The sequence below is a fragment of the Pseudarthrobacter sp. CC4 genome, from assembly GCF_048957775.1.
Taxonomy (GTDB): Bacteria; Actinomycetota; Actinomycetes; order Actinomycetales; family Micrococcaceae; genus Arthrobacter.
In genome coordinates, this window is sequence record NZ_JARCCZ010000020.1 from 79037 (window position 1) to 104673 (window position 25637).

24 protein-coding genes are annotated in these 25637 nt (G+C 65.1%); 21 read left to right on the top strand and 3 right to left on the bottom strand.

The features are described from left to right. Positions 1-118: 118 nt before the first annotated feature. The 4 genes from PV768_RS14765 to PV768_RS14780 all read left to right on the top strand — a co-directional run bounded on the left by PV768_RS14765 (position 119) and on the right by PV768_RS14780 (position 4550). Positions 119-1321 carry an ROK family protein gene (locus PV768_RS14765; RefSeq protein WP_157243127.1) on the top strand — a complete coding sequence of 401 codons (1203 nt, stop codon included), beginning with the start codon at positions 119-121 and terminating at the stop codon, positions 1319-1321. 118 nt (positions 1322-1439) lie between these two features. Continuing rightward, on the top strand, positions 1440-2792 hold the full coding sequence (locus tag PV768_RS14770; protein WP_421093400.1) for an extracellular solute-binding protein: 1353 nt from the start codon (positions 1440-1442) through the stop codon (positions 2790-2792). A gap of 4 nt (positions 2793-2796) precedes the next feature. Then, complete coding sequence (locus PV768_RS14775) at positions 2797-3678, top strand: carbohydrate ABC transporter permease (protein WP_421093401.1); 882 nt, start codon at positions 2797-2799, stop codon at positions 3676-3678. Continuing rightward, positions 3675-4550 carry a carbohydrate ABC transporter permease gene (locus PV768_RS14780; RefSeq protein WP_421093402.1) on the top strand — a complete coding sequence of 292 codons (876 nt, stop codon included), beginning with the start codon at positions 3675-3677 and terminating at the stop codon, positions 4548-4550. Before PV768_RS14775 ends, PV768_RS14780 begins: the two co-directional genes overlap by 4 nt. 96 nt (positions 4551-4646) lie before the next feature. Here the strand turns inward: PV768_RS14780 and PV768_RS14785 are convergent, their stop codons facing one another. After that, positions 4647-4850 (bottom strand): hypothetical protein, encoded by a 204-nt coding sequence (locus tag PV768_RS14785; RefSeq protein ID WP_157241980.1) that lies wholly within the window; start codon positions 4848-4850, stop codon positions 4647-4649. Positions 4851-4989: 139 nt separating this feature from the next. Between PV768_RS14785 and PV768_RS14790 the strand changes: the two genes are divergently transcribed. The 8 genes from PV768_RS14790 (at position 4990) to metE (ending at position 14027) form a co-directional block, all read left to right on the top strand. Beyond that, positions 4990-5997 (top strand): AAA family ATPase, encoded by a 1008-nt coding sequence (locus tag PV768_RS14790; RefSeq protein ID WP_421093403.1) that lies wholly within the window; start codon positions 4990-4992, stop codon positions 5995-5997. Positions 5998-6003: 6 nt separating this feature from the next. Further along, complete coding sequence (locus tag PV768_RS14795; RefSeq protein ID WP_421093404.1) at positions 6004-6906, top strand: DUF58 domain-containing protein; 903 nt, start codon at positions 6004-6006, stop codon at positions 6904-6906. Further along, complete coding sequence (locus tag PV768_RS14800; protein ID WP_421093405.1) at positions 6896-7366, top strand: hypothetical protein; 471 nt, start codon at positions 6896-6898, stop codon at positions 7364-7366. The genes PV768_RS14795 and PV768_RS14800 overlap by 11 nt, the downstream gene beginning before the upstream one ends. Next, positions 7357-8388 (top strand): VWA domain-containing protein, encoded by a 1032-nt coding sequence (locus PV768_RS14805; protein WP_421093406.1) that lies wholly within the window; start codon positions 7357-7359, stop codon positions 8386-8388. The genes PV768_RS14800 and PV768_RS14805 overlap by 10 nt, the downstream gene beginning before the upstream one ends. After that, a complete protein-coding gene (locus tag PV768_RS14810) occupies positions 8385-9530 on the top strand; it encodes a vWA domain-containing protein (protein ID WP_421093407.1) in 1146 nt (381 codons plus the stop codon). The genes PV768_RS14805 and PV768_RS14810 overlap by 4 nt, the downstream gene beginning before the upstream one ends. Continuing rightward, complete coding sequence (locus PV768_RS14815; RefSeq protein WP_421093408.1) at positions 9527-10288, top strand: hypothetical protein; 762 nt, start codon at positions 9527-9529, stop codon at positions 10286-10288. Before PV768_RS14810 ends, PV768_RS14815 begins: the two co-directional genes overlap by 4 nt. 328 nt (positions 10289-10616) lie before the next feature. Continuing rightward, positions 10617-11576 carry a methylenetetrahydrofolate reductase gene (locus PV768_RS14820; RefSeq protein WP_157241983.1) on the top strand — a complete coding sequence of 320 codons (960 nt, stop codon included), beginning with the start codon at positions 10617-10619 and terminating at the stop codon, positions 11574-11576. A 111-nt stretch (positions 11577-11687) separates the two neighbouring features. Next, positions 11688-14027, top strand: a complete 2340-nt coding sequence (metE, locus tag PV768_RS14825) for a 5-methyltetrahydropteroyltriglutamate--homocysteine S-methyltransferase (RefSeq protein WP_421093409.1) — start codon at positions 11688-11690, stop codon at positions 14025-14027. Between the two features lie 83 nt (positions 14028-14110). Here metE and PV768_RS14830 read toward each other — a convergent pair whose 3' ends face one another. Next, positions 14111-14617 carry a DUF2004 domain-containing protein gene (locus PV768_RS14830; RefSeq protein WP_157241985.1) on the bottom strand — a complete coding sequence of 169 codons (507 nt, stop codon included), beginning with the start codon at positions 14615-14617 and terminating at the stop codon, positions 14111-14113. A gap of 45 nt (positions 14618-14662) precedes the next feature. Continuing rightward, positions 14663-15580 carry a LysR family transcriptional regulator gene (locus tag PV768_RS14835; RefSeq protein WP_104998187.1) on the bottom strand — a complete coding sequence of 306 codons (918 nt, stop codon included), beginning with the start codon at positions 15578-15580 and terminating at the stop codon, positions 14663-14665. 130 nt (positions 15581-15710) lie between these two features. Between PV768_RS14835 and PV768_RS14840 the strand changes: the two genes are divergently transcribed. The 9 genes from PV768_RS14840 to PV768_RS14880 all read left to right on the top strand — a co-directional run bounded on the left by PV768_RS14840 (position 15711) and on the right by PV768_RS14880 (position 25618). Next, entirely contained in the window at positions 15711-17111 is a 1401-nt protein-coding gene (locus tag PV768_RS14840; protein ID WP_421093410.1) for an NAD(P)/FAD-dependent oxidoreductase, read from the top strand. Continuing rightward, positions 17108-17839: a DUF1365 domain-containing protein gene (locus PV768_RS14845; RefSeq protein ID WP_421093411.1), complete on the top strand. Its 732-nt coding sequence runs from the start codon at positions 17108-17110 to the stop codon at positions 17837-17839. Before PV768_RS14840 ends, PV768_RS14845 begins: the two co-directional genes overlap by 4 nt. After that, the gene (locus tag PV768_RS14850; protein WP_421093412.1) at positions 17836-19260 is read left to right on the top strand and encodes a class I SAM-dependent methyltransferase; all 1425 of its coding nucleotides are present in this window, start codon (positions 17836-17838) and stop codon (positions 19258-19260) included. Before PV768_RS14845 ends, PV768_RS14850 begins: the two co-directional genes overlap by 4 nt. Positions 19261-19643: 383 nt before the next feature. After that, a complete protein-coding gene (gene nrdH, locus PV768_RS14855) occupies positions 19644-19889 on the top strand; it encodes a glutaredoxin-like protein NrdH (protein ID WP_013601222.1) in 246 nt (81 codons plus the stop codon). Positions 19890-19963: 74 nt separating this feature from the next. Further along, the gene (nrdI, locus tag PV768_RS14860) at positions 19964-20428 is read left to right on the top strand and encodes a class Ib ribonucleoside-diphosphate reductase assembly flavoprotein NrdI (RefSeq protein WP_421093413.1); all 465 of its coding nucleotides are present in this window, start codon (positions 19964-19966) and stop codon (positions 20426-20428) included. 20 nt (positions 20429-20448) lie between these two features. Continuing rightward, positions 20449-22569: a class 1b ribonucleoside-diphosphate reductase subunit alpha gene (gene nrdE / locus PV768_RS14865; protein ID WP_421093416.1), complete on the top strand. Its 2121-nt coding sequence runs from the start codon at positions 20449-20451 to the stop codon at positions 22567-22569. Positions 22570-22661: 92 nt separating this feature from the next. After that, the gene (nrdF, locus tag PV768_RS14870; RefSeq protein WP_056079660.1) at positions 22662-23636 is read left to right on the top strand and encodes a class 1b ribonucleoside-diphosphate reductase subunit beta; all 975 of its coding nucleotides are present in this window, start codon (positions 22662-22664) and stop codon (positions 23634-23636) included. Between the two features lie 456 nt (positions 23637-24092). Then, positions 24093-24620, top strand: coding sequence for an SLATT domain-containing protein (locus PV768_RS14875; RefSeq protein ID WP_321213722.1), 528 nt, complete (start codon positions 24093-24095; stop codon positions 24618-24620). Positions 24621-24622: 2 nt separating this feature from the next. After that, positions 24623-25618: an SMODS domain-containing nucleotidyltransferase gene (locus tag PV768_RS14880; protein ID WP_421093414.1), complete on the top strand. Its 996-nt coding sequence runs from the start codon at positions 24623-24625 to the stop codon at positions 25616-25618. The last annotated feature ends 19 nt before the right edge of the window (positions 25619-25637 follow it).

The window sequence follows — 25637 nt, forward strand, 5'->3', positions numbered from 1 at the left end:
TGACCACGCGTAACGTACGATTCAAGCATCACCACAAGTACGTGGCCAAAGACGTTTAGGGGAAGCCGTGACTGAGATCCGCCAATCCTCACCGAGGCGCGGAACCAACCTGCCCAAAATGGGGGACTTCAACCTCACGGTGATCCTGGACGCCATCCGAAGGGCTTCCGCCGGGCTGAGCCGGGTGGAGCTGGCCCAGATTGTGGGCCTCTCACCGCAGACCATCTCCAACATCTCCCGGCGCCTCCTTGACCAGAACCTCATCGTGGAGGCGGGCAAGGAAGGCAGCGGACCCGGCAAGCCGCGCACCATCCTGCGGCTCAACCCCGGCGGTGTGTTCGCGCTGGGTGTCCACCTGGATCCCGCTGTCACCACCTTCGTGGTCCTGGATCTGGTGGGCGCAGTGGTGCGGCACTCGAGGATCAAAACCCCCGGCGGCAACGATCCGTCGGCCGTTATTTCCACCATCGCTGAGGAGATCGCCCAGTTGGTGGAGGACTCCGGCGTGGACCGGGAGAGGATCGCCGGACTCGGCGTGGCTGCTCCCGGCCCCATCGACCTTGATAGCGGATCCGTGGTGGATCCGCCCCTGCTCCCCGGCTGGGACCGGGTGGAACTGCGCAGCGCCCTTTCCGAAGCCACGGGCTATTCCGTCCTGATGGACAAGGACGTCACCAGCGCCGCCGTCGCGGAAACGTGGGCCGGCGGCCCCAGCGGCTCCGGCAGCTTCGTCTTCATGTACATGGGCACCGGCATCGGCTGCGGCATTGTCCTCAATGACGAGGTTGTCCGGGGAACTTCCGGAAACGCCGGCGAGATCGGCCATATCGTGGTGGACCCGGACGGACCCCCTTGCGACTGCGGCCTGCGCGGCTGCGTGAAGTCCACCTGCATCCCGCAGGTGTTGGTGGCCGAAGCGGAGGCCGCCGGGATTTTGGACGGCACGCGGTCCGGGAACAGCGGCGCGGAGATCCAGCAAAGCTTTTCCCGGCTGTGCGACCTTGCGGACGAGGGAAACGAACAGGCCCTTGCCATCATCGACAAGTCCGCAGCGCGGGTAGCACGTGCCGCCTCGGTGGTCACCAACACGCTGGACGTTGAGCGCGTGGTGTTCGGAGGGCCCTTCTGGAGCCGGCTGGCCGGTCGTTACCTCGAGAAGATTCCGGCGCTGCTCGAGGCCAACAGCGACACCCGGCTCATCCATCCCATCGAGGTGGTGGGCACCGGGGTAGGAGAGGACGTCGGAGCCATCGGAGCGGCCTCCCTGGTCCTGGAATATACGCTGGCGCCCCGGGCCCAGCGGCTCCTCCTGGAAAGTTGACCGGTGCGCCGCCGGCGGTGCCTTGCCTGGGTCAGGGCGTCCATCTAGCATTTGCTTATTGCCGCGGCTGGGGGCCCGCTGACAACGGGGACCGCAGCCATTGACCGAATGGAGCACCATGCGTCGCCAGTCGCTGAAGACCATGTCCCTCATCGCTTCGGCAATGATTGTCCTGACGGCGTGCAACCCGGCTGATCCGGCGGGTGCTTCCAAGACCCTGAAGGTGGCTTACCAGAAGACGGACTCCTTCACCGCCCTGGATACCATGCTCCAGGCCGCCAAGCAGGAGTTCGAGGCGGCGAACCAGGGTGTCAAGGTCGAGCTGCAGCCCATCCAGGCGAACGACGACGACTACGGCACCAAACTGGCGCTTGCCCTCCGGTCGCCGTCCACGGCACCGGACGTGTTTTACGAGGACACCTTCAAGGTCCGCTCCGACGTGGACGCCGGTTACCTCCTCAAGCTGGACAGCCACCTTGAGGGCTGGGCGGACTGGGATACGTTCGACGACGGCGCCAAGGCGGCAGGGCGCGCGGACGACGGCGGGACGTACGCGGTGCCGCTGGGCACGGACACCCGCGCCATTTGGTACAACCGGAAGGTCCTGGAAAATGCCGGGATCAGCCTTCCCTGGCAGCCGCGGAGCTGGCAGGACATCCTGGACACCGCCCGGAAGATCAAGGCCAACGACCCCACGGTGATCCCGTTCAACATGTACGCGGGCAAGGGCACCGGCGAGGGCTCTGTGATGCAAAGCTTCTACGAGCTGCTGTACGGGACGGGGTCTGCCCTGTATGACGAAGATGCCGGCAAATGGGTGGTTGGGTCCGCCGGTTTCCGGGACTCGCTGGGATTCCTTGAAACGCTGTATGAAGAGCAACTGGCGGTTTCGCCGGCTGAAGCGCTGGACGCGAATGTCTGGAAAAAGGTCTTTGGTGAATGGTTCCCGAACGCCAAAATGGGGGCCACGGTGGAAGGCTCCTACGCGCCGTCGTTCTGGCAGGATGGCGGTTCCTACGAGTGGCCCGGCTACGAGCAGGAGATCGGCGTGGCCCCTTTCCCCACCCAAAACGGCCAGGCGCCCGGTGCCGTGAGCATGTCGGGCGGCTGGACCCTGGCGCTCGGGGCGGGGACGAAGGAACCGGAACTGGCTTTCAACTTCCTCTCAACGGCGCTCAACAAGAAGAATTCGTTGGCCTTCACCGTGGAGAGCTCGCAGATTGCCGTCCGGAAGGACGTGGCTGCCGAGAAGGTGTACCTGGATGCCAACCCGTTCGTCAGGGATGTATCCGAGCTTGTCTCGGTGACCCGGTACCGGCCGGCAACTGCTGACTACCCCCGGATTTCAGCGGCCGTCCAGGAGGCCACGGAAGCCGTCATCACCGGCAACAAATCCCCCCAGGAGGCAGCGGCGGAGTACGACGCAGCCGTGGCCGGGATCGTGGGCGGCGACAACACCGTCCGGAAGTAGCCCGTTGCAGCTACCCGCCACGGCACGGCAACTGTTTCGATACCTGCCGGTCCTTCCTGCTGTGCTGCTCCTCCTCGTCTTTCTTGCCGGACCCGTGCTCTGGGCCTTCCACGCGTCCCTCACCAACGCCGGCCTGACCGGGCGCAGCGCCCGCAACCCCTTATGGGTGGGGCTGGACAACTACGGCCGGCTGCTGGCGGACCCGGTGTTCCCGCTCTCGCTTTTCCTCACGGTGGTGTTTGTCGGTGGTTCGGCGGTACTGGGCCAGAACCTGCTGGGGCTCGCCCTGGCGGTGTTGATGCGCCGGGCCCGGCCGGTGGTGTCCACGGTCGTTGGCACCACGGTGGTGGCTGCCTGGGTCCTTCCCGAGATCGTTGCTGCCTTTGCCGCCTATGCCTTTTTCAGCGGCGACGGGACGCTGAACCAGCTCCTGGGGAGCCTGGGGCTTGGCCGGCCGGACTGGCTCTACGCCTTTCCCATGGTGGCCATAACGCTCGCCAACGTGTGGCGGGGAACCGCGTTTTCCATGCTGGTGTACCGTGCGGCCCTGAACGATGTTCCGGCCGAGGTGACAGAGGCGGCCCAGATGGACGGCGCGCACGGCTGGCAGCGGCTCGCCTTCATCACGCTGCCGATGATCCGCGGAAGCATCACCACGAACCTGATGCTGATCACGCTGCAGACGCTGGCGGTGTTCACGCTGGTGTGGGTGATGACTGCCGGTGGACCGGCCAACGCGAGCACCACGCTTCCTGTCCTGGCCTACCAGGAGGCCTTCAAATTCGGGGACATTGGCTACGGGACAGCGGTGGCCTCGGTGCTTATCCTCATTGGCGCGGTCTTCGGCCTGGTGTACGTCCGGCTGCTCCGGGAACGGAATCCATGAGCGCTCCCGCCAGGACAGCCCGCACGCGTCCGGCCACCACTGGAAGGTGGCAGCGGCGCCGGGCCGGCAGCACTCCGGCTGACGTGGTGCTGCTCCTGATCGGAGCCGGCTTCCTGTTGCCGCTGCTCTGGCTCATCCTGGCGTCCCTCGATGCCGAAGCCGGACATGAACTAAGGATTCCTGCGGAAGCCGGCGCGGACAATTTCGCCGCCGTCCTGACCCCGGAACTGCTGTTCCGGCCACTGTGGAACAGCGTGGTGTTGTCCGGGGGTACGGCCGCCGTGACCCTGGTTGCAGCCGTCCTGGCTGCCTATCCGCTCTCCCGCTACCAGTCCCGGTTCAACCGGCCGTTCATGTACACCGTCCTCTTCGGAACATGCCTGCCCATCACTGCCATCATGGTCCCGGTGTACGGCCTCTTCGTCCAGTTCGAGCTGCTCGACTCGATGCCCGCCACCATCTTCTTCATGGCCACCACCACCCTGCCCATGGCCATCTGGATGACCAAGAACTTCATGGACGGCGTGCCGGCATCGCTGGAGGAAGCCGCCTGGGTGGACGGTGCAACGCGGATGGCTGCGCTCCGAACCATTGTGCTGCCGCTGATGAGGCAGGGGCTGGGCGTGGTGTTCATCTTTGTGTTCATCCAGGCGTGGGGCAACTTCTTTGTGCCGTTCGTGCTGCTCCTGTCCGAGGCACGGCAGCCCGCCGCGGTATCCATCTTCAGTTTCTTCGGACAGCACGGGGCTGTTGCGTACGGCCAGCTGGCCGCGTTCTCCATCCTGTATTCCCTGCCGGTGCTGGTGCTCTACGTCATTGTGGCCAGGGGCGCCGACGGTTCGTTTGCCTTGTCCGGAGCCGTCAGGGGGTAGCCGGGCAGAGCGGTTTCGCATCACCGCCGGCAACGGCTGCAGCCCGGCACGGACCATGGCGGCCCCTGCCAAGCGACTTTCCCGGGGCAGGAGGAGTCAGTCGATGTCCTCGATGACCACTCCGTACGGCAGGCTTTCGTCCAAGTGCGCCTGGTGGCCTGTGGCTCCGGGATTGTAGATGACCCGGACCCCGTGCAGCTTGTCCGCCGCGGACTGCAGCAGGACAGGCCTGACAGTGCTGATGAACATCTCGCTTTTGTCGGCGAGAAACTCCTTGTAACTGGCTGGAAGCTCGCTCATGTCAAAAGGATAGACCCGGGCGCCCGTGATGGGGAGGGCTCCCCATTGCCGGAAGTGCAGCCCCGTTCTTGGATAGGATGGCGGCGGAGTGCAGCCGGTCCGGCAGCAAAGCCCAGTTCAGCCACCAGGGGGAGTCCGAGTGCTTTCAACCAGCGCGTCCGCAAGAATTGAACCCGCGGAACTGGCCCGGGCGCAGCAGGTTGTGGCGAACATCGCCAGAAGCTTCGAGGCCAAGGTGGTGGGGCAGGCAAGGCTGCGGGAATCACTGCTGGTTGGCCTGCTGACCGGCGGCCACATCCTCCTGGAAAGCGTCCCCGGGCTTGCCAAGACCACCGCCGCGCAGACGGTGGCGGAAGCCGTCAGCGCAGAGTTCCGCCGGATCCAGTGCACCCCGGACCTGCTGCCCAGTGACATCGTGGGAACCCAGATCTACGACGCTGCCAAGGGCACCTTCATCACCCAACTGGGACCGGTGCACGCCAACATTGTCCTCCTGGACGAGATCAACCGTTCCAGCGCCAAAACGCAGAGCGCCATGCTCGAAGCGATGCAGGAACGCCAGACCTCCATCGGCGGCCAGGAATACCGGCTGCCCTCGCCCTTCCTTGTCCTGGCCACCCAGAACCCCATCGAGCAGGAAGGCACGTACCAGTTGCCGGAGGCGCAGATGGACCGGTTTATGCTCAAGGACGTGCTGGACTATCCCTCCCCGGCGGAGGAAGCGGAAATCATCCGGCGCATTGATGCGGGGGTGTACACGCCGGAGCAGGCGCCCCCCGCCGCAGCCTCGCTGGAGGCCGTCACGGCGGTCCAGGAACTCGTCCGGCGCGTCTACGTAGACCCTGCCGTCATCAACTACATCGTGGGGCTGGTCTTCGTCACCCGGAACGCCGGGCAGTACATCGACCCGCGGCTGGCCGGGTTCATCGAGTTCGGTGCCAGCCCCCGGGCCAGCATCGCCTTCAGCCAGGCTGCGCGGGCCGTCGCCCTGCTGAACGGCAGGGACCACGTCATTCCAGAGGACGTCAGAACGCTCGCCCACCGGGTCCTCCGCCACCGCCTGATCCTGAACTTTGACGCTGTGGCGGAAGATGTACGGGTGGAAACGGTGATTGACGCCGTCGTCGCTGCCGTCCAGACCCCCTAGGCCGGCGTGACCAGCCTCCTGCAGCGGGTGAAGTCCAACATGGCCATCTTCGCGCACCGCAAGGCCCGCGGCATGCTCGACGGCGAATACGGCTCGGTGTTCCGCGGCCGCAGCCTGGACTTCGATGACCTCCGTGCCTACGTTCCCGGCGACGAAGTCCGCGACATCGACTGGAAGGCGTCGGCCCGGCACGGCTCGCCGCTGATCAAACGGTACGTGGCGGTCCGCCGGCAGAGCGTCATCCTGGTCACGGACTCGGGCCGCAACATGGCCGCGGAAGCCTACAGCGGGGAAACCAAGAAGGACATCGCTGTGATGGCGCTGGGGGTCATGGGGTACCTTGCCCACCGGCACGGTGACGTAGTGGGACTGGTGTGCGGCGATTCCGGGGGCACAACGTCACTGCCCGCCAAAGGCGGTGAGGCCCATCTGGAACGCCTCCTGCGGCAGGTGCACTCGGCGGCGACGCTGGACGCTGCGCCCAGCAGGATCGAGGACCAGCTCCACTATGTGGCGCGCAAGGTGAAGGGGCGCAACCTGCTGTTCGTCGTTGCCGACGAACTTGCGGCCAGCCCGGCCTTGGGGCAGTTGCTGCGCCGGCTTCGGGCCCAGCACGAGGTCCTCTGGCTCACGGTCCGGGACGCAGGACTGGCCCCTGGGGACCCGCTCCTTCAGCCGGAGCAGGGCCTGCCTGATTCCTACAGCGTCAGCGGTTCCCGCCCCCTTCTTGCGCACCTTGCCCGGGACCCGGCAGTCGCCGCGGCCTATGCCAACGCCGTGGCAGAACGGGACGCCGGGCGCAGGGCCATGCTGCGCCAGGCCGGGATCACGGAAGGCGAAGTGGCCGGAACCGGGGGCGTGGTGACGGCCCTGTTCGCCCTCCTGGAAAGGCACCGACGTGCAGGCTGAACCGGAGTTCTACGGACCGCTGGAGTATGCCCCCGTCTGGGGCTGGGCCGGTGCAGGACTGCTGGTGATGGTTGCCGCCTGGTACGCGTTCGTGTTTGCCGCCACCCGCAAGCCACTGGGCGTGCAGGCCCGCCAGCGACCTGCACGCCTGACGGAGCTGGCAGGACTCAAGGCGGCGTACCTGCAGAGGATCGATGACGTTGAACGTGACGCCGCCGCCGGAAAGCGGAGCGCCCGGGACTCCCACCAGGAAATCAGCCTCCTGCTGAGGAAATTCATCCGCGACGCCACCGGAGTGGATGCGCCCCGCATGACCCGGACGGACCTCGCGGAACATCCGCTGCCGGCCGCCGCATCCGCCCTCGGGCAGCTGTATCCGGCCGAGTTCGGTCCCGAGCCCCTTCCCTCCGTCGCAGGCTCCGCGGCCGCGGCACGCAAGGCGGTGCAGGCATGGAACTGATGTGGTGGTGGCTGCTGCCGCTGGCCGCCGTGGCAGCCGTCGCTGCCCTATGGGCTGCCCTGCGGCCGGACAGGAATGCCAACGCACGACGCCGGCCGGTGGCCCATGCGGACCGGCTCACCGTGCTGCCGGAGTACCAGTTAGCCGTGCGGCGGTACCGCCGCTGGCTCGCCGTGGCCGCGCTCGCCTGCGCGTCCCTGCTGGTTTCCACGGCTGTGGCGGCGGCACGACCCGCCGAGGTGGCCACCATCCGGCCGGAACAGCACAACCGCGACATCATGCTGTGCCTCGACGTTTCGGGCTCCATGAGCAGTGCCGACGCCGCCGTGGTGGACGTCTTCTCGGAACTGGCCGCCGAATTCGACGGCGAACGCATCGGCCTGACCGTTTTTGACAGCACGGCCATCCAGGTTTTTCCTCTGACCGACGACTACGGCTACGCCCGGGAGCAGCTGCAGCTCGCACGGGACGCCTTCAACGGGAAACCCGGCAGTTCCGGATTCCTCGACGGGACGTGGAGCGGCCGGGGCTCCTCCCTGATCGGCGACGGCCTGGCGTCCTGCCTCACCAGCTTCCCCCGCGGGACGGAACAGGCCGGAAACCGGGACACCGGCATCAACCGCCCATCCGGCCAACCGGCGCGCTCGCGGTCAGTGGTCCTGGCAACGGACAATTTTCTCTCCGGAGACCCCATCATGACCCTCGGGGAAGCGGCCGCCCTTGCCAGGGACAGGGCTGTGCGCGTGTATGCACTGAACCCGGGTGACCTTGACTACGGCCCAGGCAAGGATCAGCCAGGGGAGCAGTTGCGGGCTGCGGCGGAATCCACGGGCGGTGCCTATTACGCCCTGGACAACCCCGAAGCTGTGCCGGGCGTCGTGCGGGGCGTCGAGGAAACGGAAAAGTCGGCTCTTCAGGGCGCGCCGCGGGCGGTCGTCTCGGACGAGCCGGGACTGCCGCTCACCGCGGCCCTCCTCTCCGGGCTGGTCCTCGCCGTCGCCGGCTGGCGGTTGCGGCCATGACCCTGCAACCGATCCTTCCCTGGTGGCTGCTGCTTCCCGTCATGGTGGCGGTCCTAGGGTTCCTGGGATGGCGGCTTTACCGGGGAGCGGGGACTGCTGTGCGGACGGCTGCGGAGCGAAGTGCGGGAGCCAACGTCCGCGCCTGGATGCCCCGAAGCGCACTGGTGCTGCTCCTCCTCGGCGCGGCGCTGCGCCCCGGACTGCCGGGCGGCACGGCCCAGGCAGCCACCGCCGACCTCAACGTGTTTTTTGTGGTGGACACCACCACCAGCATGGTCGCGGAGGACTACGGCAACGCCGGACCCAGGATGGTGGGAGTGCGGCAGGACATCGCGGCCATCGCCGAGGAACTGCCCGGCGCCCGCTTTTCCGTCATCACCTTCGACACCAAAGCCCATGTCCGGATGCCGCTGACCACCGATACCCTGGCGCTGGAAACCATCATCTCTGTGCTGGAGCCGCAGGTCACGGCCTATGCCAAAGGAAGCACCATCACCGCAGCCCGGAAGGTGCTGGCCGAACGCCTCACCGCAGCCCGGCAGAGCCACCCTGAGCGGCCCCGGCTCGTCTACTACCTTGGCGATGGCGAGCACACCAGCCCGAAGGAACCGGAAGCCCTGGACCTGGCGGATGGCCTGGTGGCCGGGGGAGCAGTGCTGGGCTACGGCACACCGGGCGGCGGAAGGATGCGCGAAAACACCGGGCGGGAAAGCGCCGGGCAGGAGCGCCCCGGAGGTTCCACGGAAGGCGAGGACGCCCCCTATGTCCAGGACAGCACCGCCGGTGCCGGCGGGGAGGCGCAGCCTCGGGATGCACTGTCCAGGATTGATGAGCCCCGGCTGCGGGAGCTCGCAGGGCAGCTGGGCGTTCCCTATGTCCACCGGTCGTCCGGCGACCCCGTTGCGCCGATGATGCAGGATGCCCGCCCTGCGGTGCCCGAATCCGGGGGCACGCTCGAACGCCCGGGCAGTGACGGATCCCTGGCGGGGCGGACCGAGCTGTACTGGATCCTCGCGGCCGGTGCCTTCGTGCTGGGGTTGGCGGAGGCCATCGTGATTATTCGCCGGCTCCGTGAAGTGCGGGCCCTTGTCCCGGCCTCGGCCGGCCGGCGATCCCAGGATGGAAAGGCGGAGGACGGGTGACGTCCCTCGAGCGCGACGCGGGCAGCCGGCCGGCACGGCGCCGCCGCCTCCTCGCGTGGTCCGCCTTGCCGGTGGTCCTGGCCGTGTGCATCGCCGTCAAACTGCTCAGCCTTGGATTGCTGGGAGGCCGGGCAGCGGACGCCTTCGACGCCGCCGACGCGGCATCCGTCCGGGCCGCCGCGGACGCCCTGCAGCCGGCAAACCTCATCGAACCCCACAAGGCGCCCTTCGCCGCCGGGGATGCCGATGTCCTTGACGGCAATTTCGCCGCGGCGCGCCTCCGCTTCGAGGAAGCGCTGGACCTTGTTCCCCCGGCCCGGTCCGAGTCGGCCGAAGCCTGCGTCATCAGGGTGAACCTGGTCCTGGCCATCGAGCGCCTCGGCGACGAAAAACTGCAGGCAGGTGAACCCGCGCCGGCGGCCGGCCTGTTCAGGGAGGCACTCGCAGCCGCGGAAGCAGCACCGGACGGATGCTTTTCCGAGGGACAGCCCGGCGGGACGGGGGACCGGCTGGCGGGAGCTGACGCACGCCTGCAGGAAAAACTCTCGGCCGCCGGCAACAAGCCGGCGCCGGACGCAGGACCGGCGGAGGACACACCCGGTGAGGACGGCCAGGCTTCGCCGCTGCAGAGCCAGAGCCAGCTCCAGCAGTTGGAGGACAGCGCCCGGCAGGGCCAGCGCGAACGCAACAGCGGCCGCGAACGGGAGGAATACCTGGGGGACACTGAATATGCGCCCGGCCCGGAGCGCCCCTGGTAGCGCCGGGCGCAACGAACAAAATTCCGAAAAGATCCAAAAGAGGGCGTAAAACTGAGTCTTAATTCGGAGGCCAACTTGAATACGTGCCCGGCCGCTCATAGAGTCTTATACAAGTTACCCCGGTAACGTGTCAGCGATCCTCCGTGTGGAGGGTGTGGGTGCCCCCATGTGGGCCTGACATTTGCTCACGGACAACTTCATTTCAGGGCGTACCAGCCGCGGCTGCGTCCTCGTGGAGTCCTTCCGTGTTCCCCAAACTCAATTCATTGCCGGCCCGCCGTCGCATTTGCCGACAGCAGCCGTCAATGGCCCAAAGCCAAGGACGCAAATGTCGCCACCAAGCCTTATTGAAACGCACCCGAATCTTTCCGACGCCGCTCCGGTGGCGCTTTCCTACGAGCTGTTCCCGCCACGTTCGCCGGCAGCCGCGGAAACGCTCTGGACCACCATCAGGGAACTGGAAACCACCGCACCGGACTACGTTTCCGTCACCTACGGTGCCAGCGGCTCCAACCGGGATACCGCCGTCGAGCTCATCAACCGCCTCCTCCTGGAAACCACGCTCCGGCCCCTGGCCCACCTGACCTGCGTGGGCAACACGCCCCAGGAACTTGCGGGAATCATCGGCGAGCTGCTGGATACCGGCGTGCGCGGCATCCTTGCCCTCCGCGGCGACCTGCCCAGGGACGGCGGCGAACCGGCCGAAGGGTCGCTGCGCTATGCGCAGGACCTGATCGAACTGATCCGCCGGGTTGAACAGCGCCGGTCCGCCCTGCTCTGCGCCGGGAAGATCGCCGTCGGCGTCGCTGCCTACCCCACCCGGCACCCGGAGTCACCGAGCGAAGCGCACGACGTCGAGGTGCTGCTCGCCAAGCAGCGGTCCGGAGCGGACTTCGCCATCACGCAGGTCTTCTTCCACACGGAGCAGTATGCCGACCTCCTGACGAGGGCACGCCGGGCCGGGGTCACCATCCCGATCATCCCCGGTGTCATGCCGCTCACCAGCCTCCGCCGCCTGAAGCGGCTCGGCGAGCTGACAGGCGTGGAGCCGGCTCCCGAACTGCTGGAACGCATGGCCGCGGCGGACAGCGACGCGGAACGCATGCGGATCGGCGTCAGCGCCACCGTGGACCTTGCCAACGCAGCCCTGGAAGCCGGAGCGCCGGGCATCCACCTCTACACCTTCAACGAACACCAAAGTGCCCTGGACGTGCTGGACAAGCTGGCCCTCCCGCGGCGCACCCGCTCCAGCCGCCGCGAAGCCGTGGCCGGCCAGCTCGCCAGCTGAGCTAGCCAAAGCCCAACGGCTGTTAGCTGAACGCTTTTTAGCTGAACACCCTTCAGCTGTGCGCCCTCCAACGGGCCTTCCGCACACATTCCAACTCCCCAGGAGATTCCCATGACTGACATCAACAACGCCACCACGCCCTTTCCCGCCGCTTCCCTGCTGGGATACCCCCGCATCGGCCGCCGCCGCGAACTCAAGAAAGCCGTCGAGGCCTACTGGGGCGGTAAGATCGACGCCGCCGCCCTGGACACCGCCGCCAATGACATCCAGCTGTCCATCGCCAGGCGCCTGCAGGAACTCGGCCTCACGGAAGCCGCAGCCGTACCGGGCACCTTCTCCTACTACGACCAGGTCCTGGACACCACTGCCCACCTCGGCGCCGTGCCTGCCCGCTTCGGCAAGCTGCTCAACGCCGAGGGACAGCTGGACATCGACGGCTACTTCACCCTTGCCCGCGGCAACAAGGAACAGCAGCCGCTGGAAATGACCAAGTGGTTCGACACCAACTACCACTACCTGGTGCCGGAAATCGGCCCGGAGACCGGGTTCAGCCTGGCCTCCACCGCGAAGGTTGACGAGTTCGCCTTCGCCCTGGCCAACGGCATCGAAACCCGCCCGTACATCGTTGGCCCGGTCACGTACCTGCTGCTGTCCAAGGCTTCCGACGGCGCCCCGGCCGGTTTCGCGCCGCTGTCCCGTCTCGAGGACATCCTGCCCGTCTACGTGCAGCTGCTCGAGAAGCTCGCCGCCGCCGGCGCCAGCTGGGTCCAGCTGGACGAACCCGCACTCGTCGTTGACCAGGACACCCCGGCCGTCGAAATCGAAGCAGCCGTGGCCCGCGCCTACGAGGTCCTCACCGCTGCAGCGAACCGCCCGCAGATCCTCGTCTCCACCCCGTACGGTTCGCTCGACGGCCAGCTCGGCACCCTCGCAGCCACCAACATCGACGCCCTGCACATTGACGTCTTCAAGGGCGCCGTTCCTTCCGCCGCGGCACTCGCCGGGCTGGGCAGCAAGACCCTGGTTGCCGGCGTCGTTGACGGCCACAACATCTGGCGCAACGACCTCGCCGCTTCGGCTGCCAAGCTGGACGCCCTGAAGGCAGCTGCAGGCAAGGTCACCGTCTCCACCTCCACTTCCACGCAGCACGTGCCGCATGACGTTGCCGAGGAGACGCAGCTCTCCGAACAGCTGCGCAGCTGGCTGGCGTTCTCCGACCAGAAGGCGGTTGAGGTCAGGACCCTCGCGTCCTACCTGGCCGACCCCGCTTCCGCGAAGGCCGCCATTGACGAGGCAACAGCAGTGATTGCTTCCCGCGCCACCGCCGCAGGGGTCCGCCGCACGGACGTCCGTGCCCGCACCGAGGCGCTCACCGCCGCTGACTTCAGCCGCTCGGAGTACCCGGTCCGCGAGGCCGCCCAGGAACAGGCGCTGCACCTGCCGCCGCTGCCCACCACCACCATCGGCTCCTTCCCGCAGACCTCGGAGATCCGTTCGGCCCGTGCCCGCAACAACAAGGGCGACCTCACCAACGAGCAGTACGAACAGCTCATGAAGGATGAGATCAAGCGCGTCGTTGAACTCCAGGAAGAGCTGGGCTACGACGTCCTGGTGCACGGCGAGCCCGAGCGCAACGACATGGTGCAGTACTTCGCCGAGAACCTTGAGGGCTTCGACGTCACGGTCCACGGCTGGGTCCAGTCCTACGGCTCCCGCTGCACCCGGCCGTCCATCCTCTGGGGCGACGTCACCCGCAGCGCGCCCATCACGGTGGAGTGGGCCAAGTACGCACAGTCCCTGACCAGCAAGCCGATGAAGGGCATGCTCACCGGCCCGGTCACGATCCTCGCCTGGTCCTTCGTCCGCGACGACCAGCCGCTGCGCGAAACCGCCAACCAGGTTGGCCTGGCCCTGCGCGACGAAATCGCCGACCTCGAAGCTGCCGGCATCAAGGTCATCCAGGTGGACGAGCCCGCGCTGCGCGAGCTCCTGCCGCTGCGCAAGGCAGACCACGCCGACTACCTGAAGTGGTCCGTGGATTCCTTCCGCCTGGCAACGGCCGGTGCAGCCGACGCCACCCAGATCCACACCCACCTCTGCTACTCGGAGTTCGGCGTGATCATCGACGCGATCGACGGCCTCGACGCGGACGTGACCTCCATCGAGGCAGCCCGCTCACGCATGGAGGTTGTCCACGACCTCGAGTCCCACGGCTTCGGCCGCGGCGTTGGCCCGGGCGTCTATGACATCCACTCGCCGCGCGTGCCGGGTGAGGGTGAAGTCACCGAACTGCTGGCCACCGCCGTCAAGCACGTTCCGTCCCGCCAGCTCTGGGTCAACCCGGACTGCGGCCTGAAGACCCGGGGCTACGCCGAGACCGAAGAGTCCCTGCGCAACCTGGTCAAGGCAACCCAGGCAGTCCGCGCCGGCCTGCTGGAGTCAGCGAAGTAAGTACATAAAGAACGACGTCGGCTGGTCACTTCAGGTGACCTGCCGACGTCGTTCTTTTGTTTGATGGTCGAGCCCGTCGAAACCTAGGACTCCCACACAATTTCGTCGTCCACCACGCCGTCTTCGTCGGCGGAGGCCACCAGCACCTCGTCGGTGAAATGCTCACCCAGGGTGAAGTCCAGGACGAAGTAGCGTTCGGGCTGTCCGGGGTAGATGCCCACGTGGCCGAGTTTCAGGGCCTTCAGGAACACCTCGTTGGTGAGCTGGCTGCGGTCTGATATCCCGAAGACCTTCTGCAGGTGCTCATCCTTGAGGGCGTTGCAGTGGAAGTGCAGGTACTCCTGCGGGCTGGTGCCTTCCTGCTCCAGTTCTTCCGCGATCATGTCCCGGACCTCGTCCACGAGCTCGGGCAGGAACCGCAGGCGGTAGTCCACCTTGTGCAGCGCGGCCTCGTCGAAGTGGTCGTGGGCGGTCACGTTCAGGTCGAGTTCCAGCGGGTGGCCGCGCAGTTCATGCTTCGCGGCGATCAAGTGATCCCTGCCGTGGTTGAGCTCAATCTCTCCAAAGTGCCGGCTCGCTACCTTGCTCATAGTTTCAACATAGACCCGAACAGCGGTGCATTCCAGCGTTCGGGCCTAATTCACCGCGGTGCGCATCCCGGCGAGCGTCTCGGCCAGGAGGTCGACGAACAGCTGGACCCGGGCGGTCTTCCGCTCATTGATCAGGAGCGCAAAGACGTTCCGGGCCAGCCGGATTTCGGGAACGTCCAGCACCACCACGCCCGCCGGCTTGTTCCGCAGCGCGAGTTCCGGCACCAAAGCCGCGCCCAGCCCCGCGGCGGCCATCTCCAGGCTCGCGTGGAAATCGTCACTGTGCGCCACCACCCGCGGATGCAGGTTGCAGCCGGCGAACAGTCGCTCAATCACCATGGCGTCGCTGGTGCCCGGGTGGTGCATGATCCACGGCATCTCGGAGAGATGGTCAGCCGCCACCTTGGCATCGGAGCGGAAGCCCCATCCGGCGGGCAGCACCACCCGGAAGTCGTCGTCGCCGATCCATTGCCGGTTGATGGTGTTCGGCCACGCAAAACCGGTCTGGCCAACCTGAAAGACCACGGCGAGGTCCAGGTCACCGCCGGTGCGCAGCCCCTGGATGGTCTGCCCGGGTTCAGCCACGGACACCTTCAGGTCGATGCCCAGGTTCTTCCACGACGGGTTCTTCAGGATCCGTGGCAGGACATAGGTGGCCAGGCTGGGAAAGATCCCCAGCCTTAGTTCCTGGCTGGCTGAATCCTGCGTCCTGGAAGCAGCGGCCATCAGGGCTTCAATGTCCGTGAGGACCTTGGCAGCGTGGCGGGTCATGACGACGGCGGCTTCCGTGGGCACCACGCGGCGCGCCGAGCGCTGGAACAGGACGACGCCGGTGTCGCGTTCCAGGGCGGACATCTGCTGGGAGACGGCCGAGGCCGTGTAGCCCAGGGTTGCCGCTGCGGCTGCGAATGAACCGAGCCGGGTGACCTCCAGGAGGGTCTTCAGGTGTACCGGGTTTACCACCCGCCCACAGTACTCCGCCGGCACCCGCCGAAAAAACTGCCGCCCATCCCACCCATCCGCGGGGCACCTGGTGCCGAATTGCCCTCTGCATACCCAGCCCAACGGCAAATGTTCAGCAGAGGAGCATACATTGTCACCTAACCCAGCAGTAAGCGGAGGCGGGCGACGGCGGGTGGCCGTCATTGGCAGCGGCGTGGCCGGCCTGACTGCCGCCTACGTCCTCAACCGGCAGGACGACGTCACGCTGTTCGAAGCGGATTCCCGGCTGGGAGGGCACGCGCACACGCATGACCTGCCGCAGCCGGACGGGTCCTCCATGGGCGTCGATACAGGCTTCATCGTGCACAATGAACGGACGTACCCCACTCTGCTGCGGCTGTTCGCCGAACTGGGGGTAGAGACGCAGGATTCTGAAATGAGCATGTCCATCCGGTGCGACGGCTGCGGCCTGGAGTACGCCGGGGCCCGCGAGGGCGGACGCGGCATCATCGCCCGCCCCTCCAGCCTCCTGCGGGGCCGTTACCTGCTGATGCTCCTCGAGGTCACCCGCTTCTACCGGAAGGCCCGGGCCCTCCTGGAGACCACACCCGTTTCCGCGGTCAACCCGGAACTGGCCGCACCTGAGCAGACCCTTGGCGAGTTCCTGGAACGCGAAAAATTCAGCTCCTATTTCATCTCGCACTTCATGACCCCGGTGGTCAGCGCAGTGTGGTCCTGCGACCCCACCACCGCGCTGGCGTACCCCGCCCGCTACCTCTTCACGTTCCTGGGCCACCACGGCATGCTGGGCGTCAAAGGCTCGCCGCAGTGGCGGACGGTCAGCGGCGGCTCGGCCAGGTACGTCGAGAAGCTCGCGGCCACGCTGGCAGATGTCCGGCTCAACACGCCGGTGACCGCCGTCCGGCGCCACGAGCTCGGCGTCGAGCTGGTGACGGAACATGGCGTGGAGGATTTCGAGGCGGTTGTCATCGCCACCCATCCTGCGCAGGCCCTCGGGTTCCTGGCCGATGCCACGCCTGCCGAAAAGGAAGCGCTGGGCGGGATGCCGTACTCCGTAAACCACACTGTCTTCCATCGGGACCCGGCCGTCCTGCCCGCCTCGGACAATGCCAAGGCCTCCTGGAACTACCGCCTGCCGTCCTGCGAAGCCCGGCCGGACAAGGTCCTGGTGAGCTACGACCTGACCCGGCTGCAGCGGCTCAGCCCGGCTGACGGCATGCCCTACCTGGTGAGCCTGGGGGAGTCGGAGCTGATTGCGGATGACCGGGTCCTCAAGCGGATGGTGTACGAGCACCCGCAGTACACCCCCGAGTCGCTGCAGGCCCAGCAGGCAATCGCGGGCCTCAGTGACAACCGCATCGCGTTCGCCGGTGCCTACCTCGGCTGGGGCTTCCATGAGGACGGCGCGCTGTCCGGCGTGCGGGCCGCCGAGGCGCTGGGCCGTTCCTGGCCCGTTGCCCAAGCTGCCGATCTGCCCGGCTCCCGCGACGGCGGGGAACGGGAACTGCTGTCCGCGGCGGAACCCGCATGACCACTGCCCCAGCCCTCTACCGCACGTCCATCTCACACGTGCGGCGCACACCGCTGAAGAACGCGTTCTCGTACCGCAACTACAGCTGGTTCGTGGATGTGGACGAGCTCCCGCGGCTACCGTTCCTGCTCCGGCCGCTGGCCGTGTTCAAGGCCGGTGACCATCTCGGGGATCCGCATGCCAGCATCCGCAGCAACGTGGAGCGCTACCTGCGCACCCAGGGCATAGAGCCCGACGGCGGCGCTATCCACATGCTGACCAGCGCCAGGGTTTTCGGTTACGTTTTCAACCCCCTGACGCTGTTCTGGTGCTATCGCACCAGCGGTGAGCTCGAGTGCGTGGTGGCCGAGGTCCACAACACGTACGGGGAGCGCCACTGCTACCTGCTCCGGACGGATGCGGCCGGCCGGGCTTCGGTGCCCAAGGCGTTCTATGTCTCACCCTTCAACGACGTAAGCGGGCAGTACCGGATGAAGCTGCCTGCGCCGGGGGAGCGGCTGGCGGTGTCCATCGTGCTGGAGCGCGAGGGCCACCGGCCCTTCGTGGCCAGCATGGACGGCATCCGCCGGCCCGCCACCCTCCGGAACATCCTTGCGGCCGCCCTTGCGGTGCCGGCCGCGCCGCTGCTGGTTTCCGCACTCATCAGGGTGCAGGGCATTACACTCTGGGCAAGACGCCTGCCCGTCGTCGCCCGGCCACACCACCCCTCACAGGAGGCAGTTCAATGACAATGACGGACGACAACCAAGCAACTGCGGCCTATGTCGGAGGCAAGGCAGCAGGCACATCCGCCGATAAGGCTGGACTCATGGCAGCAGGCGAAGCTGCCGGCAAAGCCCCCGCGCACTCACCCGCAGCCTGGACCGCGGCCGGCGTGCCGGCGTCCCCCGCCACCATCGATCCGGACCTGTGGCCGGAAGTGGCCCAGCCGCCGTCGGGCGCCAAGGCTGCCGTGGCCGGCAAAGCCGCCGGCCTCCTGTTCAAAGGAGCCGTGAAGCGGCTGCCGCTGCGGGTGGAGTACCCGGACGGCACCGTGCTGGGCACCGGCTGTCCGGACGCGCCGGTCATGACCATGATGCGGCCGGAGGCGTTCGAAGCCAGGATCGGCGACAACGGCCTGATCGGGCTGGGCGAATCCTTTATGGCCGGAGACTGGGAAGCCAGCGACCTGGCTGGCGTCCTTGAGGTGTTCGCGGCGTCGGTGGACACGCTCATCCCCACTCCTTTGCAGAAGCTGCGCTCGCTGTACCTGCCGCGCACGCCCCGTCAGGAACGGAACGCCGAACAGAATACGCGCAGCAACATCTCGCGGCACTACGACCTGTCCAACGACCTGTTCTCCAACTTCCTGGACACCACCATGAGCTACTCGGCGGCCCTGTTTCCGTCCGACGCCGGGCCGCTCGCCTCGGTTGGCTGGGAGGCGCTGGCCGAAGCCCAGCAGGCAAAGATCGACAGGCTGCTGGACAAGGCCGGCGTCGGAGCCGGGACCAGGCTCCTGGAAATCGGCACCGGCTGGGGTGAATTGGCGCTTCGGGCAGCAGCCCGTGGCGCCACCGTCTACTCCGTGACCCTGTCCAGCGAACAGCAGGCGCTGGCGCAGGAACGGATCGCGGCGGCCGGCTACGCGGACCGTGTGACCGTGGCCCTCCAGGACTACCGTGCGGTGGAGGGCGAGTACGACGCCGTCGTGTCCGTGGAAATGATCGAGGCGGTGGGCTACGAGTACTGGCCCATCTACTTCCAGACCATCGACCGGGTGCTGGCCCCCGGCGGCAAGGTGGCCATCCAGGCGATCACCATGCCGCACGGCCGCATGCTCGCAACCCGCAACGCGTATACGTGGGTGCACAAGTACATCTTCCCGGGCGGGTTCCTGCCGTCCGTCCGCGCCATCGAGGGCGTGACGCAGCAGCACACCTCGCTGCGCGTGCGGGAGCGGATGGGCATGGGGGACCACTACGCCGCCACCCTGCGGTTGTGGGAGGAACGGTTCCTGGAGCGGTCCCGCGAGGTGGGGGAGCTGGGCTTCGATGCCGTGTTCCAGCGGATGTGGCTGTTCTACCTCTGCTACTCGCGGGCCGGATTCCAGTCCGGCTACCTGGACGTGCAGCAAATCGTGCTGGACCGCCGGGAGGCGCTGCTCTAGCGCTTCATGCATAAGGCGGCGGCCGTCGTCGTGCGTTTCATCACCAGGAGGGGTTCCGAAGGTCACTTCGGGGCCCCTTTCCTGTGCCACGGACCCCTCCAGCAGCCCCTCGGCAGGGGCCGCGACACGCCGTCTTTCCAGCGACACGCTGGGCGTTAAATGTGGCTAAGTACTCCACAGGGTGTGGATTCAGTCCACGAATTTGGCGGGATTCCGGACATTTTGAGGGACCTTGCCTGTGGATTAACGGTGCATTAAATGACATACTTGTAATACATCATCTTGGGGTTCCGAAGAGGCGACTGCACTAGATGTAGTATCTACATACAGCTTGGGCGGGAACACCGGACGAGCAAGTTTTTCCAGAAAAGGGGACAGGAATCATGACCGTAACGGTTTACACCAAGCCTGCTTGTGTTCAGTGCAACGCCACCTACCGGGCTCTCGACAAAAAGGGCATCACGTACCAGAGCGTTGACATCTCCCAGGACGCCGAAGCCCTCGAGCGACTGAAGGCACTGGGCTACATGCAGGCACCCGTTGTGGTCACGGACCAGGACCACTGGTCGGGTTTCCGCCCGGACAAGATCGAGGAACTGGCCCTCTCCGCCGTTTCCTCCGTGGCTTAAGGCCTTTCCCTGCCGACAAACAACAACCAGCCGAGGTGACTCTTACGGCAGCACCAGCAGTCCAGGATTTCCACGTGGCTCAGCGCGTGGCATCTTCAGGGCCGGTCCCGGCGGTTGTTACGGAGAGCCAGCTTATCTATTTCTCCTCGGCGTCCGAGAACACCAGCCGCTTTGTCTCCAAGCTTGGCCGCGACGCGGCCCGGATTCCGCTCCTGGCCAAGGACGCACCCCTGCTCGCCACCCGGCCGTACGTGCTGGTGGTGCCCACCTACGGCGGCACCGGGGGAGAAGGTTCCGTTCCCAAGCAGGTCATCCGGTTCCTGAACAACGCGCAGAACAGGCAGCTGCTGCGCGGGGTCATCGGTGCCGGCAACACAAACTTCGGGGACAACTACTGCATGGCGGGGGACATCATCGCCGCCAAATGCCAGGTACCCCACCTCTATAGATTCGAACTTATGGGAACGCCGGAAGACGTCACCCGGGTCAACCAAGGATTGGATACGTTTTGGACACGACTGTCGCAGACACAGAAGTAACCAGGGCCCAGAAGCCCGAGATGCCCGCCGCCTACAAGGGCCTGGGCTACCACGAGCTGAACGCCATGCTGAACCTGTACGGTCCCAGCGGCGAGATCCAGTTCGAGGCCGACCGCGAGGCCGCCCACCAGTACTTCCTGCAGCACGTTAACAACAACACCGTGTTCTTCCACGACCTGGAAGAGAAGCTCGACTACCTGGTGAAGAACCAGTACTACGAGCGCGAGACGCTGGACCAGTACACGATGAACTTCATCCGTGAACTGTTCAACCGTGCCTACAAGAAGAAGTTCCGCTTCGAGACGTTCCTGGGCGCGTTCAAGTTCTACACGTCCTACACACTCAAGACGTTCGACGGCAAGCGCTTCCTGGAGCGCTACGAGGACCGCGTCTGCATGGTTGCCCTGCACCTGGCCCGCGGCAACGAGCAGCTTGCCCTCCAGATGGTGGATGAGATCATCGAGGGCCGCTTCCAGCCGGCCACTCCCACCTTCCTGAACGCCGGCAAGAAGCAGCGCGGCGAGCTGGTCTCCTGCTTCCTGCTCCGCATCGAAGACAACATGGAGTCGATCGGCCGCTCCATCAACTCCGCCCTGCAGCTGTCCAAGCGCGGCGGCGGTGTGGCTTTCGCGCTGACCAACATCCGCGAGGTGGGCGCGCCCATCAAGCAGATCGAGAACCAGTCCTCCGGTGTCATCCCCGTGATGAAGCTCCTCGAAGACAGCTTCTCCTACGCCAACCAGCTCGGTGCCCGCCAGGGAGCCGGCGCCGTGTACCTGCACGCCCACCACCCGGACATCTACCGGTTCCTGGACACCAAACGCGAAAACGCGGACGAGAAGATCCGCATCAAGACCCTCTCGCTCGGCGTCGTCATCCCGGACATCACGTTCGAGCTGGCCAAGCGGGACGAGGACATGTACCTGTTCTCCCCGTACGACGTCGAACGCGTCTACGGCATGCCGTTCTCCGACGTCTCGGTCACCGAGAAGTACTACGAGATGGTGGACGACTCCCGGATCAAGAAGACCAAGATCAAGGCGCGCGAGTTCTTCCAGACGCTCGCCGAGATCCAGTTCGAGTCCGGCTACCCGTACATCATGTTCGAGGACACCGTGAACCGGGCCAACCCGATCGACGGCAAGATCATCATGTCCAACCTGTGCTCGGAAATCCTCCAGGTCTCCCAGCCCACCACGTACAACGATGACCTGTCCTACGACGAGACCGGCAAGGACATCTCCTGCAACCTTGGTTCGCTGAACATTGCCAAGACCATGGACAGCCCGGACTTCGGCCTGACCATCGAGACGGCCATCCGGTCCCTCTCGGCAGTCTCGGACATGTCCAACATCACCTCGGTGCCGTCCATCGCCAAGGGCAACGACCAGAGCCACGCCATCGGCCTGGGCCAGATGAACCTGCACGGCTACCTGGCCCGCGAGCGGGTGCACTACGGTTCCGAAGAGGGCCTGGATTTCACCAACATCTACTTCTACTCGGTGGTGTACCACGCCATCCGCGCCTCCAACCTGCTGGCCATCGAGACCGGCCAGACGTTCGGCGGCTTCGAGAAGTCCAAGTACGCCTCCGGCGAGTTCTTCGACAAGTACACGGAGCAGGAATGGGTGCCGCAGACCGAGAAGGTCCGTGAGCTCTTCAAGAACGTGCACATCCCCACGCAGGAAGACTGGCGCGCGCTGAAGGCTTCGGTCATGGAGCACGGCATCTACAACCAGAACCTGCAGGCCGTGCCGCCTACCGGCTCGATCTCTTACATCAACAACTCCACCTCCTCGATCCACCCGGTGGCGTCCAAGATCGAGATCCGTAAGGAAGGCAAGCTGGGCCGCGTCTACTACCCGGCGCCGTACCTCACCAACGACAACCTGGAGTACTACCAGGACGCGTACGAGATCGGCTACGAGAAGGTCATCGACACCTACGCCGCCGCCACCCAGCACGTGGACCAGGGCCTGTCCCTGACGCTGTTCTTCAAGGACACCGCCACCACGCGCGACATCAACAAGGCCCAGATCTACGCCTGGAAAAAGGGCATCAAGACCATCTACTACATCCGTCTCCGCCAGCTCGCGCTGGAAGGGACTGAGGTTGAGGGCTGCGTTTCCTGCATGCTTTAGTCTTCAACTAAATGTGCCAGTACGACGGCGGGTGCCCGCCCGCCGTCGTACGCTTTAACTTAGAGAAAACCACCCAACGCATAGGGGATGACATGACCGAGAAGGTCAAGCTGCTTAGCCACGTCGAGGCCATCAACTGGAACCGCATCCAGGACGACAAGGACGTCGACGTCTGGAACCGCCTGGTCAACAACTTCTGGCTGCCGGAGAAGGTGCCGCTGTCCAACGACGTCCAGTCCTGGAACACGCTGACGCCGGCCGAGCAGCAGCTCACCATGCGCGTGTTCACCGGGCTGACCCTGCTGGACACCATCCAGGGCACTGTGGGCGCCGTCTCCCTGATCCCGGACGCGCTGACTCCGCATGAAGAGGCCGTGTACACGAACATCGCTTTCATGGAGTCCGTGCACGCCAAGAGCTACTCCTCCATCTTCTCCACGCTGGCCTCCACCAAGGAGATCGACGAGGCTTTCCGCTGGTCCACCGAGAACGAGAACCTTCAGAAGAAGGCCCAGATCGTCATGGACTACTACCAGGGTGATGACCCCCTGAAGCGGAAGGTCGCTTCCACGCTCCTGGAGAGCTTCCTGTTCTACTCGGGCTTCTACCTGCCCATGTACTGGTCCTCGCGCGCCAAGCTGACGAACACCGCAGACCTGATCCGCCTGATCATCCGTGACGAGGCCGTGCACGGCTATTACATCGGCTACAAGTTCCAGAAGGGCCTGGAGAGGGTTTCCGAGGAGAAGCGCCAGGAAATCAAGGACTACACGTTCGAGCTGCTGTTCGAGCTGTACGAGAACGAAGTCCAGTACACACATGACCTTTACGACGGCGTGGGCCTGGCCGAGGACGTCAAGAAGTTCCTGCACTACAACGCCAACAAGGCCCTGATGAACCTGGGGTACGAGGCGATGTTCCCGGCGTCCGTCACCGACGTGAACCCGGCCATCCTCTCGGCACTGTCCCCGAACGCTGATGAGAACCACGACTTCTTCTCCGGGTCAGGTTCGTCTTACGTGATCGGGAAGGCTGTTAACACCGAAGACGAGGACTGGGACTTCTAGGACCCCTGCCGCGATACCTTTCGGATCTGACACAAGGGACTCCTGTGAGGTTCCGCGGTACATGGCCATTTTCCAACTTAGATGGCCATGTTTCGTGGTACTTGGCCAGATGTTTCGCACGGTCGGCTGACTTGGCGGGAGATCGGAGGCTTGGTGGCGATTCGCCAAGTTGGCGATCCCGTCCCGCTATTTTGGCGTCGGCCGGGCTAGTTGCCGATACTGACGCTCGGGCAGTTGCGTGACGCCACTGAGAGGCTTCAGGCTGGTTGATTTGGTTCACTCAAGTTGGACCCAACGTTCCATTGCACTTGACCCAGCCTCTGCCCGCCTTTCTTGAGGGTTGTCCTGGGTCTCTCTATAAGACTGAATGCGAGGATGTGGCTATTGAACCCGTTCAAGCGCAGGGGTAGGTCCTTGTCGCCAGGCACCGACTCCCACTTTGCTGTGCCAGGGAATGTGCCTCAAGAACTCGTATCTATTGGCGAAGAATTATCACGCATCGAAGAGAATGCGCGGTGGTCTTCCCAAACGCAATTTGAGCAGGGCAAATATTGGCGCGGATGTAACCTCGCAATCGGGATCCCTGCGGGCGTTCTTGGTGTCGCCTCGGGTGGTGCCGGAATCAGCGAGGCTTTGCCGATTGAATGGGTAGGGTGGGCGGCGCTAGTCGCCGCCCTCCTTAGTGGCACCGCGACGGTCTTAACGGCTGAACGCCGCGCCCAACGAGCGCAGTCCTGCGCGAACGCCTTCCTTGATGTTCAGGAGGACGCTCGCCGCTTGCTTCTCGTCGACCTGGCCACTATGGAGATTGGTGCTGCCCGCGATGAACTCCGGGCACTTTCGGACCGATACTCGGAAATCCGGCATACCGCCGACGCCCCGGCCAGCCGTTTCTATGAGTTGGCTGGACGCAACATCCGCAACGGGGGACAGTCGCACGCAATCGATCGGGCTAAGAAATCCACCCTCATGAAGGAGAAATAGAGATGCCTGAACTTGCTACAGCCTTCCAAACCGCTCAGTCTAACGTCGAACCGAGCGAAGGGGACTGGGAAAACGCCCCGGCCGCCCATGACGAGATCGGCCGGGTTCTCGCCGAGGACGAAAAACTTTCGGAATGGGGCATCTCCCCGATTCTCATCGGCTCGTACGGCCGCCGTGTATCCATTCGGCGAGTCTTCGATGTAGATATGTTTTGTCGCCTTGAAGATTATCCGACTGGACTCGCGGCGTCTGATGTGATCGACCGCGTTTACGACGTCCTTAGAGACCAGTACAGCTCCCCGAGCGTGACGAAGTTCGATCGGTCCGTCACCGTGCTCATGCCTGACTCGGACGGTTTGTTTGTAGACATCGTTCCAGCCCGCAAGGCTGGAACCGCCTGGGAAATTCCGGTTCGTAACGGAGGCTGGATTGAGACCAACCCGATAAAGATGACAGAGCTGAAGGAAGATAAGAACGCCGAATATGGCGAGATGTATGTTCCCTGCGTAAAACTGCTTCGTCAATCTCGGCGCACCTTGTTAGGCAGGGCCAAACTCGGCGGATTCACAGTCGAAATGGCGCTTTTTACTGCCTGCGAAGACGGACTCGTTACCGGAAACTCCATGGGCGAATTCTTCGCGTCAGCTCTTGAAGGCGTCGCGGAGGTTTTTCGTCGCATGGCTGATGAAGGTTTCCAGATGCCTGACCCCTCCAGAGATGGGGAGGTCCTAGTCTTCGATGAGGACGCGGACTTTGAAACAGCTCGCGATAAGTTCTCGTCCGCAGCCATAGATGCTCGCGCAGCCTACAACATGGGTGATGACGAAGCGGGGAAGGCTGCCCTCCTCCTCCAGGGGATCCTGGGGTCCAATGACGACTTCACTAACGTATTTCCGATGCCCTCCGGATACGACAAACAAGGCAATAAGCGGAACTACGCCGAGGGGAGCAAGCCGGGAAACCAGCAAACAACCGCGGGAGACCTACGATTCGGCTGACCGAAAACCACGTGCAGTG

What these genes read in the sequence shown, in the direction of transcription:
- PV768_RS14765 (WP_157243127.1), top strand. Translation starts at nt 119, where the DNA reads ATGGGGGACTTCAACCTCACGGTGATCCTGGACGCCATCCGAAGGGCT.
- PV768_RS14770 (WP_421093400.1), top strand. Translation starts at nt 1,440, where the DNA reads ATGCGTCGCCAGTCGCTGAAGACCATGTCCCTCATCGCTTCGGCAATG.
- PV768_RS14780 (WP_421093402.1), top strand. Translation starts at nt 3,675, where the DNA reads ATGAGCGCTCCCGCCAGGACAGCCCGCACGCGTCCGGCCACCACTGGA.
- PV768_RS14785 (WP_157241980.1), bottom strand. Translation starts at nt 4,850, where the DNA reads ATGAGCGAGCTTCCAGCCAGTTACAAGGAGTTTCTCGCCGACAAAAGC.
- PV768_RS14805 (WP_421093406.1), top strand. Translation starts at nt 7,357, where the DNA reads ATGGAACTGATGTGGTGGTGGCTGCTGCCGCTGGCCGCCGTGGCAGCC.
- PV768_RS14810 (WP_421093407.1), top strand. Translation starts at nt 8,385, where the DNA reads ATGACCCTGCAACCGATCCTTCCCTGGTGGCTGCTGCTTCCCGTCATG.
- PV768_RS14820 (WP_157241983.1), top strand. Translation starts at nt 10,617, where the DNA reads ATGTCGCCACCAAGCCTTATTGAAACGCACCCGAATCTTTCCGACGCC.
- metE (WP_421093409.1), top strand. Translation starts at nt 11,688, where the DNA reads ATGACTGACATCAACAACGCCACCACGCCCTTTCCCGCCGCTTCCCTG.
- PV768_RS14830 (WP_157241985.1), bottom strand. Translation starts at nt 14,617, where the DNA reads ATGAGCAAGGTAGCGAGCCGGCACTTTGGAGAGATTGAGCTCAACCAC.
- PV768_RS14845 (WP_421093411.1), top strand. Translation starts at nt 17,108, where the DNA reads ATGACCACTGCCCCAGCCCTCTACCGCACGTCCATCTCACACGTGCGG.
- PV768_RS14850 (WP_421093412.1), top strand. Translation starts at nt 17,836, where the DNA reads ATGACAATGACGGACGACAACCAAGCAACTGCGGCCTATGTCGGAGGC.
- nrdH (WP_013601222.1), top strand. Translation starts at nt 19,644, where the DNA reads ATGACCGTAACGGTTTACACCAAGCCTGCTTGTGTTCAGTGCAACGCC.
- nrdE (WP_421093416.1), top strand. Translation starts at nt 20,449, where the DNA reads ATGCCCGCCGCCTACAAGGGCCTGGGCTACCACGAGCTGAACGCCATG.
- nrdF (WP_056079660.1), top strand. Translation starts at nt 22,662, where the DNA reads ATGACCGAGAAGGTCAAGCTGCTTAGCCACGTCGAGGCCATCAACTGG.
- PV768_RS14880 (WP_421093414.1), top strand. Translation starts at nt 24,623, where the DNA reads ATGCCTGAACTTGCTACAGCCTTCCAAACCGCTCAGTCTAACGTCGAA.